Annotated in this window: 10 protein-coding genes and 2 tRNA genes; 4 read left to right on the plus strand and 8 right to left on the minus strand. The window is 65.3% G+C overall.

Annotation, left to right across the window (positions count from 1 at the left end; all coding sequences use genetic code 11):
• Nucleotides 1–57: 57 nt before the first annotated feature.
• Nucleotides 58–2,508 (minus strand): ribonuclease R, encoded by a 2,451-nt coding sequence (rnr, locus tag AC1Q6E_RS03650; RefSeq protein WP_152795246.1) that lies wholly within the window; start codon nt 2,506–2,508, stop codon nt 58–60.
• 114 nt (nt 2,509–2,622) lie between these two features.
• On the opposite strand from rnr, the gene AC1Q6E_RS03655 reads away from it, so the two are divergent.
• A tRNA-Leu gene (locus AC1Q6E_RS03655) sits at nt 2,623–2,707 on the plus strand.
• 84 nt (nt 2,708–2,791) lie between these two features.
• A tRNA-Leu gene (locus tag AC1Q6E_RS03660) sits at nt 2,792–2,876 on the plus strand.
• 157 nt (nt 2,877–3,033) lie between these two features.
• On the opposite strand, the gene AC1Q6E_RS03665 is transcribed toward AC1Q6E_RS03660, so the two are convergent.
• The 3 genes from AC1Q6E_RS03665 to AC1Q6E_RS03675 all read right to left on the minus strand — a co-directional run bounded on the left by AC1Q6E_RS03665 (nt 3,034) and on the right by AC1Q6E_RS03675 (nt 6,161).
• Nucleotides 3,034–3,570: a phosphoribosyltransferase gene (locus AC1Q6E_RS03665; protein WP_130358624.1), complete on the minus strand. Its 537-nt coding sequence runs from the start codon at nt 3,568–3,570 to the stop codon at nt 3,034–3,036.
• 63 nt (nt 3,571–3,633) lie between these two features.
• Nucleotides 3,634–4,929, minus strand: a complete 1,296-nt coding sequence (locus tag AC1Q6E_RS03670; protein ID WP_152795244.1) for an adenylosuccinate synthase — start codon at nt 4,927–4,929, stop codon at nt 3,634–3,636.
• A gap of 38 nt (nt 4,930–4,967) precedes the next feature.
• Entirely contained in the window at nt 4,968–6,161 is a 1,194-nt protein-coding gene (locus AC1Q6E_RS03675; protein WP_152795242.1) for an ATP phosphoribosyltransferase regulatory subunit, read from the minus strand.
• A 373-nt stretch (nt 6,162–6,534) separates the two neighbouring features.
• On the opposite strand from AC1Q6E_RS03675, the gene AC1Q6E_RS03680 reads away from it, so the two are divergent.
• Together AC1Q6E_RS03680 and AC1Q6E_RS03685 are read left to right on the plus strand one after the other, a co-directional pair.
• Nucleotides 6,535–8,073, plus strand: a complete 1,539-nt coding sequence (locus tag AC1Q6E_RS03680; RefSeq protein WP_296555445.1) for a UbiD family decarboxylase — start codon at nt 6,535–6,537, stop codon at nt 8,071–8,073.
• 61 nt (nt 8,074–8,134) lie between these two features.
• Nucleotides 8,135–9,151: a Bug family tripartite tricarboxylate transporter substrate binding protein gene (locus AC1Q6E_RS03685; protein WP_152795240.1), complete on the plus strand. Its 1,017-nt coding sequence runs from the start codon at nt 8,135–8,137 to the stop codon at nt 9,149–9,151.
• Nucleotides 9,152–9,425: 274 nt separating this feature from the next.
• On the opposite strand, the gene hflC is transcribed toward AC1Q6E_RS03685, so the two are convergent.
• The 4 genes from hflC to hfq are packed head-to-tail and all read right to left on the minus strand — an operon-like array spanning nt 9,426 to nt 13,082.
• The gene (gene hflC, locus AC1Q6E_RS03690; protein ID WP_152795238.1) at nt 9,426–10,298 is read right to left on the minus strand and encodes a protease modulator HflC; all 873 of its coding nucleotides are present in this window, start codon (nt 10,296–10,298) and stop codon (nt 9,426–9,428) included.
• Between the two features lie 15 nt (nt 10,299–10,313).
• Entirely contained in the window at nt 10,314–11,615 is a 1,302-nt protein-coding gene (hflK, locus tag AC1Q6E_RS03695) for an FtsH protease activity modulator HflK (protein ID WP_152797702.1), read from the minus strand.
• A 44-nt stretch (nt 11,616–11,659) separates the two neighbouring features.
• On the minus strand, nt 11,660–12,811 hold the full coding sequence (hflX, locus tag AC1Q6E_RS03700; RefSeq protein WP_152797701.1) for a GTPase HflX: 1,152 nt from the start codon (nt 12,809–12,811) through the stop codon (nt 11,660–11,662).
• Nucleotides 12,812–12,845: 34 nt separating this feature from the next.
• Nucleotides 12,846–13,082 carry an RNA chaperone Hfq gene (hfq, locus tag AC1Q6E_RS03705; protein WP_152795236.1) on the minus strand — a complete coding sequence of 79 codons (237 nt, stop codon included), beginning with the start codon at nt 13,080–13,082 and terminating at the stop codon, nt 12,846–12,848.
• Nucleotides 13,083–13,212: the final 130 nt, after the last annotated feature.

Raw genomic sequence — 13,212 nt, forward strand, 5'->3', positions numbered from 1 at the left:
AACCCCCCCCCCCCCCCCCCCCCCCCCCCCCCCCAATGCCATCATTAGACCAGAGATTCAGTGCCGCTTGCTGCGGCCGTGCTTGGCCGCCGCGCGCTTGCCGCTGCGTGCGCTGGGGGTTTTCTCCGGCGTGGCGAGGGTCTTGGGCGAGGCCTTCTTGCCCTTCGGCATCTTGGACATGTCGGTCAGCAGCACGGCCTTGGGTTTGGCCGGCTTGCGCTCGGGCGCCGGCGCATTGTCGCGTTTGATCGCCTTGCGCAGTCCCTCGTAGGTCACGCCCTTGACCAGTTTGAATTCGATACGCCGGGCCTCGAGATCGACACGCGCCACCTGCACCTGCATCTTGTCGGTCAGGCGAAAACGCATGCCCGTGCGCTCGCCACGCAGTTCGTGCAGGCCGTCGTTGAACTGGAAATACTCCGCGCCGAGCTCGGACACATGCACCAGCCCTTCGACGTGGAGTTCGTCCAGCGTGACGAACACACCGAACGGCGCGACGCCGGTGACCGTGCCGCTAAACACGTCGCCCACGCGCTCGCGCATGTACCAGCACTTGAGCCAGGCCTCGACATCGCGCGAGGCATCATCGGCGCGCCGCTCGTTGGCGGAGCAGAACAGGCCCAGTTTTTCCCAAAGCGCGTGCTCCTGTTCCTTGGCCGTGCCGGGCATGACCTGCATCTCTTCCAGAGCGTTGGGAACATAGCGCTTGCCGTGCAGCAGCGCCTTGATCACGCGGTGGGTGAGCAGATCGGGATAACGCCGGATGGGCGAGGTGAAGTGGGCATAGGCGGGATAGGCCAGGCCGAAGTGGCCGACGTTGTCGGGACTGTACATGGCCTGCTGCATGGAGCGCAGCGCCATGGTCTGCAGCAGCGGCGCGTCCGGCCGGTTCTTGGCGTTCGCCAGTAGCGCCGAATAATCGGCCGCGGCCGGCTTGTCGCCGCCGCCAAGCTGCAGGCTCAGTGTCTTCAGGAAGTCGCGCAAGGCCTGCAGTTTTTCCGGAGTGGGCCCCTCGTGGATCCGGTACAGCCCGGGATGTTTGCTGCGCTCCATGAAGTCGGCCGCGCAAGTGTTGGCGGCCAGCATGCATTCCTCGATCAGCTTGTGGGCATCGTTGCGCACATAGGGAACGATGCTCTGGATGCGGCCCAGTTCGTTGCAGACGATTTTGGTCTCGACCGTATCGAAATCGATCGCGCCCCGCTTCTCGCGGGCCTGCGCCAACAACTGGTACAGCGCGTACAGGTCCTGGATCTGCGGCAACACGCCAGCGTGTTTGCGCGCGGCCGGCCCGTCCTGCTGCTGCAGCGCGGCCCAGACCTCGGTATAGGTGGTGCGCGCATGCGAATGCATGACCGCGTTGTAGAACTGGTAGGCCTGGACCGTTCCTGCCTTGGCGCCGGTCGCGGGTATCACCATGTCGCACACCAGCACCAGCCGGTCGACGCTGGGATTCAGCGAACACAGTCCGTTGGACAGCTTCTCCGGCAGCATGGGAATGACCTTGCGCGGAAAGTACACGCTGGTGCTTCGCTCCAGCGCGTCGGCATCCAGCGCATCGCCGGGCGTGACGTAATGCGCCACGTCCGCGATGGCGACGATGAGCCGCCACCCTGCCCGTTTGCGGGTCTCCGTGCCCAGCTCCACCCGTTCGCAGTAGACGGCGTCGTCGAAGTCGCGCGCGTCTTCGCCGTCGATGGTGATCAGCGGCACGTCACGCAGATCGTACCGGCCGGCCAGGTCGCCCTTGACCACTTCGGCCGGCAGGCGCTCGGCCCGCGCGAGCGCCTTGTCCGAGAACTCGTGCGGGACGTCGAACTTGCGGACGGCGATCTCGATTTCCATGCCGGGATCGTCGATTTCGCCCAGGATCTCGACCACGCGGCCCAGCGGCTGCGTATGCCGGGTCGGCTGCTCGATGATCTCCACCGTGACGACCTGGCCATGCTGCGCCTGGCCGGTTTCTCCCGGCGGCACGAGTATGTCGTGCTTGATGCGCTGGTCTTCAGGCACGACCAGGGACAGGCCCCGCTCGTGCAGATAGCGCCCCACCAGCTTGTTGGTGCGCCGCTCCAGAACTTCGACGATGGTGCCCTCGGGCTTGCCGCGGTAGTCGCTGCCGGCCAGGCGCACCAGCACGCGGTCGCCATGGAGGACTTTCAACATTTCCTTGGGAGGCAGGAACAAGTCGGTCTGGCCATCGTCCCGTATCAGGAAGCCGAAACCGTCGCGGTGCCCCTGCACCCGGCCCGCGATGAAATCGAGCTTGGTCGACAACAGCAGCGCGCCCTTGCGGTTTTGCATCAATTGGCCGTCGCGCTCCATGGCGGCGAGCCGTCGTTCGAACCCCACGCTGCCCGGGTCCACGCCCAGCCGACGCGCCAGTTCCGCCGGAGCGATGGGGGCATTGGCCTCCCGCAGCAATCCGAGGATTTGCTCGCGAGTGGGCACGTCGGGATCGAAATCCGCTGGCGTGGAAGGAAGGTTGTTATGGGATCGAGTTGTCAAAGTTTCAGGTTCTCTTTATAATGCGCAGCTTCTGTCGCTGCTGCCCCGCATGCAACGGTACACGCAAGGAATAACTTGAGTTTACCGCAGCAAATGTTAGGTAGTTGCGACAATGCCCAGATGGCGGAATTGGTAGACGCACTAGTTTCAGGTACTAGCGCTTAGCGGCGTGGAGGTTCGAGTCCTCTTCTGGGCACCAATTCTTGGCAGGCGCAAGCCTTCCGTGTAGTTGGCAATACGAGTTGGAATACCCGCTCAAAGGGTTTTTTGGTTGTGCAGCAGTGCCCAGGTGGCGGAATTGGTAGACGCACTAGTTTCAGGTACTAGCGCTTAGCGGCGTGGAGGTTCGAGTCCTCTCCTGGGCACCAACTGATGGCAGTTCCGGATCCGGAAGGATCCACAGGCAAAACCCCGCAACTTCTGTTGGCGGGGTTTTTTGTTGCCTGCTCGCGCCGCGCAAGGCACGGTCACGCGTGAGCCCCATCACGGCACGGGGCACATCGCGGAACCGGTCGACAGCGGCAATCAGTCGCTCTTCCCCTTCCGGACCCACGCCTCCAACTGGTACGGCCGGATGCTGTCGTAGTCCTCGAAAGGCTGGTGGATCCACGGATTCGTGGGCAGCTTCTGCACGTAGTAGTCGGGCACGACCTTCGAGTGCCCCTTGAACCACAGCACGGCCGTCCGCATTTCCGTGATGGCCGAAAATTGCTGCAGCAAATGCTGGTGCACGCGATCGAAGGTCACGCCCGTATCGACCATGTCGTCCACCAGCAGCACCCTGCCTTCCAAGGTGCCGCGCGTGATCGTGATGAACTGCGCGATGTCCAGGCGCCCCTGCTCCGTGCCCGCCGCCTCGCGGTAGCTGCTGGTCGCCAGGATACCCAGCGGCACGTCGTAGATGCGCGAGAGCACGTCGCCCACGCGCATGCCGCCGCGCGCCAGGCAGACGATCTGGTCGAACTTCCAGCCCGACTGGTGGACCTGCAGGCCCAGTTGCTCGATGAGTTGGTTGTAGCGGTCCCAGCTGATCCAGAGATCTTTGTCGGTATCTTGCTGCATGGTGTACGGATGTTGTAAAAAAGCCCCGGTTTGACCGGGGCGCCAGGATGGGGTCGGATCCGATCAGGCCTTGAAGGGATGCCGCAGCACGATGGTCTCGGTGCGGTCCGGACCGGTCGACACCAGGTCGATCGGCACGCCGCAGACTTCGGCCATCCGCTCCAGGTAGCGTCGGGCATTGACCGGGAGTTTATCGTATTCGGTCACGCCGACAGTAGATTCGCTCCAGCCAGGCATTTCTTCCAGCACCGGTTCGCTGTTGGCCACGGCAGCCGCCCCGTAGGGCAGCACGTCGCGAAACTCGCCATTGACGCGATAGCCCACGCCCAGCTTGATGACCTCCAGGCCGTCCAGCACGTCCAGCTTGGTGATGCACAGGCCGGAAATGCCGTTCAGGCGGATCGAGCGCTTGAGCGCCGCGCCGTCGAACCAGCCGCAGCGGCGAGGCCGGCCCGTGACCGAGCCGAACTCCTTGCCCACCGAGGCCAGGCGCGCGCCGATGTCGTCGTCGAGCTCGGTCGGGAACGGACCCGATCCCACGCGGGTGGCATAGGCCTTGGTGATGCCCAGCACGTACTCGAGCTTCTGCGGCCCGACGCCCGATCCCGCCGACGCCGCTCCGGCCACGCAGTTGCTGCTGGTGACGTAGGGATAGGTGCCGTGGTCCACGTCCAGCAGCGCGCCTTGCGCGCCTTCGAACAACAGTTTCTGGCCGCCGGCCGAGACCTCGTACAGCTCATTGGCGACGTCGGCGACCATGGGCTTGAGCACCGGGGCCAGGGCCATTGCCTGGTCGCGCACCTGCGCGGCATCCACGGCCTGGGCGCCCAGGTACTGGGTCAGCACGAAGTTGTGGTAGTCCAGGACTTCTTCCAGCTTGGCTTCGAAGGAGACCGGATCGTACAGATCCTGGACGCGGATGGCGCGGCGCGCGACCTTGTCCTCGTAGGCGGGGCCGATGCCGCGGCCGGTCGTGCCGATCTTGCCGGCGCCCTTGCGGGCCTCCCGAGCCTGGTCCACGGCAACATGGTACGGCAGGATCAGCGGGCAGGCCTCGGACACGCGCAGGCGCGCGCGCACTTCGACGCCGGCGGCCTCGAGTTCCTCGATCTCGCGCAGCAGCGCCTCGGGCGACAGCACGACGCCGTTGCCGATGTAGCAGATCGTGCCGGGGTGCATGATGCCCGAGGGAATCAGGCGCAGGATGGTCTTCTTGCCGGCGATCCACAGGGTATGGCCGGCATTGTGGCCACCCTGGAAGCGCACCACCCCTTGGGCGGACTCCGCCAGCCAGTCGACGATCTTGCCTTTGCCTTCGTCACCCCACTGGGTGCCGATAACCACGACGTTGTTAGCCATGTTGCTTCTGTTTCTCTAAAGTCCGCCCGCGACGGGCGTCAGATTGCGGTGGATGGGGATGGCCGGGCGGCGGTTTCGGCGCTGGCCAGGGATTCGACCTGCCAGGCACCATCACGCAGCACCAGCTCGCGATCGCAGACGAATTCCTGCTGATCGTGTTCATGTCCGGGCAGGATCTGGACCACGATCTGGCCGGCGGCGCGCAACGCGCGCACGGCTTCGACCAGATCGGGGGCGAGCCCCCATGGGGCCCGTATCGCCGCGCTGGCGGTGGCGGGCGCGAGCAGCCCCGCCAGTTCGCGCAGATCCAGGCTGAAACCCGTGGCCGGCCGCGCCCGGCCGAATACCCGGCCGACATCGTCATAGCGGCCGCCGCGCACCACCGCGTTGGGCCAGCCGCCGCAATAGACCGCGAAGACCACGCCGGTGTGATAGTGGAAGCTGCGCACGTCGGCCAGGTCGATACCGATGTCGACGCCAGGCAGGGACCTGGCCAGCCCGGCCAGCATGTCCAGCGCCTGGCTGATGCGCGGCAGCGCGGGCAGCGCCGCGCGCGCCTTGTCCAGCACGTCCAGTTCGCCATATAGCGTCGGCAGCACTTGCAGCGCCCGGGCCGTGGCCGGCGCCAGTTCGGGTTCCAGCGCCGTCAGCCCGGGGATGTCCTTCTCGCGCAGCAGGCCGAAGATCTCGTCGGCGCGCGCCGCGGCGGCAGGATCGGTTTCCAGCAGTGCCCGCACCACGCCCAGATGGCTGAGATCGACCCGGCAATCGACCACCCCGGCGCGCCGGACGCTTTCCAGGGCCAGTTGCAGGACTTCGATATCGGCTTCGGGACCGGCATGGCCGTACAGCTCGGCGCCGATCTGCAAGGGCTCGCGCGTCGCCCAGAGGCCCCGCGGCAGGGTGTGCAGCACACTGCCGCAATAGCACAGGCGGGTGGTGCCGGCCCGGTTCAACAGATGCGCGTCGATGCGCGTCACCTGGGGCGTCATGTCGGCCCGGATGCCCAGCGAGCGGCCGGACATCTGGTCCACCAGTTTGAAGGTGTGCAGGTCCAGGTCGCCTCCGCTGGCCGACAGCAGCGAGTCGAGGTACTCCACCAGCGGCGGCATGACGAGCTCATAGCCATAGGTGCGGTACAGGTCCAGCAACAAGCGGCGCAATTCTTCTATGCGCCGGGCCTCGGCCGGCAGGATATCTGCCAGGCTTTCGGGCAACAGCCATTTGCCCATGCGGGGATCTCGCAAACGATTTAATGAAAACGATGGACGAAAAAAAAGCGGCTGCGGGTGTGCACACGGTGCAAGCCCCTCAACCGCTTCTTCCAAGCTTGGGTCGCCGACGCGCACCACTTTGGTGCAATGAATGATTCGGACGTACCTCTTGGCTTACACGCTATTGTCCACTCGAATCACGACAAAATCAAGCTGCGTGGCGCGGGGCCGACGCATTGTTCACGATCTTCTATCACGTCATCCAAATGTTTTGCTTACGCCCAAGGATGGGGTGCATTTAAATAGCGCGGCAGCCTGGACCGATGGGCGGCGCCGAAATCACGGCGACGGCCCGGACGTCCTTTTCCCGTACCCGTAATCGGAGACCACCGTGCCTTCGCCTTCCACCGCCCTGCCCGACCTGGAGGCCTTCCGCCTCAGGCGTTTCCTGGAATCCCTCGACGATGGCGCCCTGCTGCGCCAGCCCGAAGCGGCGCTTCGCGATGTAGCCGCCATCCTGGAGCAAAGCCCCAAGGCGGTCCTGATCGAACATCCGGACGGCTCCGATACGCCGCTGTCCGGCAACGTCGCCGGCAGCCGCGAACGGCTTGCCCTGGCCTTCAACACCACGCCGGCCGACCTGCCCGCCGAAGTGGCCCGGCGGCTGCGCAACCAGCCCGAGTTCGTGGAGGTGCCCGCGTCCCAGGCCCCCGTCCAGCAGATCGTCCTGCAAGGCGAGGACTGCGACCTGACCCGGCTGCCGGTCCACCTGCAGCACGGCCTGGACGGCGCTCCCTATATTTCCGCCTCCATCGACTTCGCCCGGGACCCCGACACCGGCTGGACCAACGTCGGTGTCCGCCGCCTCATGCTGCGCGGCCGCCGCACGGCCGGAATCGACCTGGTCGCGCCGTCGGACCTGCGTGCCCTCTACTTGAAACAGTCCGGCCGCGGCCTGCGCGTGCCGATCGCCTTCGCGGTCGGGTCGAATCCGATCGACCACATCGCCGCCACCATGCGTATACCCGGCGACGAGCTCGGCCTGCTCTCCAGCCTGCGGGCCGCGCCGCTGCCGGTCGTCAAGTGCGTGACCAACGACCTGCTCGTGCCGGCCGACGCGGAATTCATCATCGAGGGCTATCTGGACGAGGCCGGCCACGTCGAGCCCGAGGGTCCCTACGGCGAGTTCCTGGGCTACTACGGCGTGGTCAAGAAGAACCCGCTGTTCCATGTGACCGCCATCACGCGCAGGCGCGACGCCGTATTCCAGACCGCGACCATCAGCGGTCCCAACATGGCCTGGACCGATACCGCGCAGTTGAACGCGCTGCGCACCGAGGTGATGATCTGGCGCGCCCTCGAGACCGCGGTGCGGGAAGTCCGGGGCGTCTTCGCCGCTCCGGCCAACGGCGGCATGTTCAACGTCCGAATCGCCTTGCAGCAGCGTGTGCCGGGAGAAGCCCGCAACGCCATCGCCGCGGTATTCGGCTCGCTCTCGAACGTCAAGCACGTGTTCGTGGTCGATCCGGACATCGACATCTTCTCGGACGCGCAGATGGACTGGGCCTTGGGCACACGCTTCCAGGCCGATCGCGACCTGGTGATACAGACCGGCATGCGCGCCATGCCGCTGGACCCCTCGCTGAACGGCGCCCGCACGGGAGCCAAGGCAGGCTTCGATCTGACCATGCCTTTGCTGGCCCCTGGCACGCAACGCCCCCTGGAGTACCGGGTTCCCGCCGCGCCGCGCTTCGAGGGTGCCCGCTTCGGGTCCCTGGAAGAGGCCTTGGCGAACGGCCCCAAGTATTTCGAGGAGCTGATGGCCGCGACCGACAGCAATGACGGCCGGGAAATCGTGCGCTGGCTGGAAGACACCGCCGGCAAACGCCCCCTGGCCCGGGACGAAGAAGGCCGCTACTACTTCAGCTGATTTTCCACGGTAAACGACGGGGCGGCGGACCAGCCGACCGACCCCGCACAGGAGACACACCATGACCCAATCGCTGCCCCGGCGTCCCGCCGGCCCGACCGCCCGCCGCCATGCCCTGCTCGCGGCGCTCGCCACGGCGGGCCTGCTCACCTGGCAACCCGCTTCCGCCCAGGACGCCGCCGACTATCCGGTCAAACCGATACGTATCGTCTCCCCGCATTCGGCAGGCGGCCTGGGAGACACCTTCGCCCGCTACATCGCCCAGCAGTTGTCGGCAACCGTCGGCCAGCCGGTGATCGTGGAGAACCGTCCCGGCGCCAGCCAGACCATCGCCGCCGAAACCGTGGCCAAGGCGCAGCCCGACGGCTACACCCTGCTCATCGCCACGCAAAGCGCCATGGTGTTCAACACGGTCCTGCGCAAGCAACTGCCTTACGATTCGCAGCGGGACTTCAGCCCCATCACCATGCTGTTCGACACCCCGACCTACCTGGTGGTGAACAAGGCCCTGCCCATGCGCACCGTGAGCGACCTCATCGCGGCCGCCAAGGCCTCGCCCGGCAAATACACCTATGCCTCGCTCGGCGCCGGCAGCTCGCAGCACCTGCTGGCGGAAATGTTCAAGAAACAGGCTGGCGTAGATATCCTGCACGTGCCCTACAAAGGCAGCTCCAATGCCAGCACGGACCTGATCGCCGGCCAGGTCAACATGATGTTCGAAGGCGGCGCTTCTTCCCTGCCCCATGTCCGCGCCGGCAAGCTCACCGCACTGGCCTCCACGGGCGAAAAACGCACCGAGATCATGCCGGACCTGCCCACCGTGAACGAAACGCTGCCGGGTTTCAGCGCCAACGTCTGGTTCGCTCTCGCCGGCCCGGCCGGCATGCCGGCGCCCATCGTCGCGCGGTTGAACCGCGAGGTCGTCCGCATCCTGAAGCAACCGGCCACGCACGACAAATTCGTCGACCTGGGCGTGGAGCTCCTGCCCGGCACGCCCCAGGAAATGGCCGATCGCATCCGTAAGGAAATCCCCCAATGGCGCGCCGTCGTCACCTCCGCCGGCATTACCCCTGAGTAGGGAATCCCCCCCCTACGCCCTTCGGGCGCCCCCCAGGGGGCGATGCGGGTGGACCGGCAAAGCCGGATCCACCGCATCCTGGGGTACCAACGGGCTGGCGGGGACTGGCGATACTGCCTGGCATCCGGTTCGGTTGAAAATAAAAACGGCCTTGCTTGACGCAAGGCCGTTTTTATTTCCTGAGCGTCCCCAGACCCAGGGCACAGCGGATCCGGCTCCGCCGGTCCGCCAGTGCCGCCCCCTGGGGGGCGCGCGTCAGCGCGTAGGGGGGGACTCAATTCACAGCCGGCGATTTCATGAAGCGGAAGAAATCGGAGCTCGGGTCCACCACCAGCATGTCGGACTTCGAGCCGAACGAGCTGCGGTAGGCTTCCAGGCTCTTGTAGAAGCGATAGAACTCGCGGTCCTGGCCGAAGGCCTGCGCATAGACGGCCGAGGCCTTGGCGTCGCCTTCGCCCTTGGTTTCCTGGGCCTTGCGGTAGGCTTCAGCCAGGATGACTTCCCGCTGGCGGTCGGCGTCAGCGCGGATCTTCTCGCCTTCGGCGGCGCCGATGGAGCGCTGCTCGTTGGCCACGCGCTTGCGCTCGGCCTCCATCCGGCGGTAGACCGATTCGGAGATCTCGGGCGCGAAATCGACACGCTTGAGCCGCACGTCGACGATCTCCACGCCCAATTGCTTGGCCGCCGACTCGGTGTTGGTGCGGATCTCCTGCATGATCTTGTCACGCTCCTTGGAGGTGACGTCGTTCACGGTACGACGGTTGATCGAGGCGTTCAGGGCATCGCGGATCAGGGCCAGCAGGCGCTCCTGCGCCGCGCGCTCGTTGCCGCCGAAGGTAACGTAGTAGGTGCGCGGATTGGCGATACGCCACTTCACGAAGGCGTCGATCAGCAGGTTCTTCTTTTCCGAGGTCTGCACCCGCTCGCTGTCGGCCGAGTCGATGGTCAGGATGCGCTTGTCGAACTGTTGCACGTTCTGGAACGGCGGCGGCAGCTTGAAGTACAGGCCGGGTTCGTCGATGACTTCCTTGATTTCGCCCAGGGCAAAGACGACGGCATAGTTGCGCTCGTTGACCACGAACACGCACGACGACAATACGGCCAACCCCACGAGCAGACCGATCACCGCAGGAATCAAACGGTCCATGTTATTCCTTCTCAATTATCTGTTGCGGTCCCGCGAGCGCAGCGCGTCGCGTCCGGCTTCCGGCAGCACGCTGCCAGCCAGCGGCGGCGGCACGTTGACGGACGAGGAACCGCCCGCGGCGGACGGCGAGCGCGCCCCGGCCGAGGTTTCCTGCGACACTTGCTGCATCAGCTTGTCCAGCGGCAGGTACAGCAGGTTGCTGCCGTTGCGCGTATCGACCAGCACCTTCGAGGTGTTGGTGTAGACCTGCTGCATGGTCTCGAGGTAGAGGCGGTCCCGCGTGACCTGCGGCGCCTTCCTGTACTCGGTCAGGACCTGGGAGAAGCGCGCGGCATCGCCCTCGGCATTCTCGAGGATGCGTTCACGGTAGGCCTCGGCTTCCTGGACCAGGCGCGACGCAGCGCCCGCCGCCCGGGGAATCACGTCGTTGGCATAGGCCTGGCCTTCGTTGATCTGGCGTTCGCGGTCCTGCCCGGCCTTGACGGCATCGTCGAACGCGGCCTGCACCTGTTCGGGCGGCTGGGCATTCTGGATCGCCACGGTGCTGATCAGCACGCCCGTACGGTACAGATCCATGATCTGCTGCATCAGCGCCGCGACTTCCGTGGCGACTTCCGTACGTCCTTCGTACAGCACGAAGTCCATCTTCTTCTTGCCGACGATCTCGCGCATGGCGGTCTCGGCGGCCTGCTTGACGGCTTCGTCGGGCCCGCGATTGTTGAAGAGGTAGTCGCGCGCGCCTGTTTCCTTCAGCCGGTACTGGACCACGAACTGCATGTCGACGATGTTCTCGTCGTCGGTCAACATCAGGGACTCCTGCAACACCTTGCTGCGCGAGGTATTGCGGAAGCCCACCTCGATGGTGCGCAGTTGCGAGAGATTGACGGTCTCGTGGCTCTGGATGGGGTACGGCAGGCGCCACTGGAAACCGGCCCGCGTGGTTTCCTTGTATTTGCCGAACTGCGTGATGACCGCGACCTGCCCTTCCTGGACGATGAAGAAGCCCGAGGCCAGCCACAGCAAGGCCACCACGACCACGACGACCAGCAGGCCGACCCCCGTGCCTCGCGAGGACGGGGAGAAGCGGCGACCGCCATTGTTGCCGCCGCCGGGAGGGCCCGACGGCTTACGGCCGAACAACCCGCTCAGCCTGCGGTTGAAATCGCGCCACAACTCGTCGAGGTCGGGCGGTCCGCCGCTGTTGTTGTCCCGTCCGTCGTTTTGCGGACGCCGGGGAGGCTCGTTGCCGGAGCCACCGCCGCTTCCGCGGCCCCAGTTCGAGTCGTTTAGATTGAATATTCGAGTTATCGCAGGCAGACGCATCTTTGTAGTAAGCAGAGCGGACGGGCAAAACCCGTCGCCTAGGATCGGGCGTCAGCCGTAGGGCCGACGGACGAAGACAGCGTACGAAAGCGTGGGTCGCTACTATTATTACCCGCGACCACGGGATCTGTTTGTCCGGCCTCGACAAGCGCACCCCGCAGTGCATCCAGGCCGGTACGTTCGATCGCGCTGACGAACACTCGCGAGATCGTACCATGCTCGTCGCGCTCGATTCCCGCCTCGTGGCTGCTGCGGTCGATCTTGTTGTAGACCAGGATGCGCGGGATGTCCGCCGCCCCGATCTCCTCCAGGACCTTGTCGACCTGGGCGATCTGCTCGTCGCGCTGGGGACTGGACGCATCCACGACATGCAGCAGCAGGTCGGCGTGGACGGTTTCCTCCAGCGTGGCCTTGAACGCGGCGATGAGGGTATGCGGCAGCTCGCGGATGAAGCCGACCGTGTCGGACACGACGACCGAGCCGGCTCCTTCGATCCAGATGCGCCGGGTCGTCGTATCCAGCGTGGCGAAGAGCTGGTCGGCCGCGTAGACTTCCGCGCGGGTCAGCGCATTGAACAGCGTGGACTTGCCGGCGTTCGTATAGCCCACCAGCGAGACCGAGAACGTCCCGCCCCGCGCGCGCGAACGGCGCTGGGTCTGGCGTTGGCGCTCGAGTTTGTCGAGGCGCTCGCGCAGGTAGCGGACCTTGTCGCCGATCATGCGGCGGTCCATTTCCAACTGGGATTCGCCGGGGCCGCGCATGCCTATGCCGCCGCGCTGGCGTTCCAGGTGGGACCACATCCGGGTCAGGCGCGTCGCCAGGTGCTGCAACTGCGCCAGTTCGACCTGGAGCTTGCCCTCGTGGCTCTGGGCGCGGAGCGCGAAGATGTCCAGGATGAGCGCGACCCGGTCCACCACCCGTATCTTCAGGGCGCGTTCGAGGTTGCGCTGCTGCGCGGGCGTCAGGTTGTGGTTGAACAGGATGATCTCGGCCTGGCCGGCTTCTGCCGCCAGGGCGATTTCCTCCGCCTTGCCCGACCCCACGAAAAGTGCCGCGTCCGGCCGCGACCGGCGGGCAATGATGGTGTCGACGATCTGCGCGCCGGCGCCGTTGGCCAGCATGATGAATTCGTCGGTCTGGGCCTGGAACTCGGGCTCGCCGAAATCCACGCTGACGATCAGCGCGCGCATCAGCGGCCCGTGGTTCTGCCCGGAGGGCATGGGATTAGTCTGCAGCTGACTCAACCTGGAAGTTGACCGGACGCGAGGGCACGACGGTCGAGATGGCGTGTTTGTAGACCATTTGCGTCACGGTGTTGCGCAGCAGGACCACGTATTGATCGAAGGATTCGATCTGGCCTTGCAGCTTGATGCCGTTGACGAGGTAAATGGAAACAGGTACGTGTTCTTTACGCAGCACGTTAAGAAACGGGTCTTGTAGCAATTGCCCTTTATTGCTCATTAGTGGGCTCCTGGATGTGTTTTTCTTGGCGGATGCCAACTCTGTTACTGTACCGGGTTTTCCCCAGGGAAACTAGCGAATCTAAAAACTGAGAAGCAGACCGCTTTTTTCCCCGTTTTCCATGTGGGGA

Source organism: Pigmentiphaga sp. MLSB6-MA01 (genome assembly GCF_058793475.1).

What these genes read in the sequence shown, in the direction of transcription:
- AC1Q6E_RS03665 (WP_130358624.1), bottom strand. Translation starts at nt 3,570, where the DNA reads ATGCAGCAAGATACCGACAAAGATCTCTGGATCAGCTGGGACCGCTAC.
- AC1Q6E_RS03670 (WP_152795244.1), bottom strand. Translation starts at nt 4,929, where the DNA reads ATGGCTAACAACGTCGTGGTTATCGGCACCCAGTGGGGTGACGAAGGC.
- AC1Q6E_RS03675 (WP_152795242.1), bottom strand. Translation starts at nt 6,161, where the DNA reads ATGGGCAAATGGCTGTTGCCCGAAAGCCTGGCAGATATCCTGCCGGCC.
- AC1Q6E_RS03685 (WP_152795240.1), top strand. Translation starts at nt 8,135, where the DNA reads ATGACCCAATCGCTGCCCCGGCGTCCCGCCGGCCCGACCGCCCGCCGC.
- hflC (WP_152795238.1), bottom strand. Translation starts at nt 10,298, where the DNA reads ATGGACCGTTTGATTCCTGCGGTGATCGGTCTGCTCGTGGGGTTGGCC.
- hflX (WP_152797701.1), bottom strand. Translation starts at nt 12,811, where the DNA reads ATGCGCGCGCTGATCGTCAGCGTGGATTTCGGCGAGCCCGAGTTCCAG.
- hfq (WP_152795236.1), bottom strand. Translation starts at nt 13,082, where the DNA reads ATGAGCAATAAAGGGCAATTGCTACAAGACCCGTTTCTTAACGTGCTG.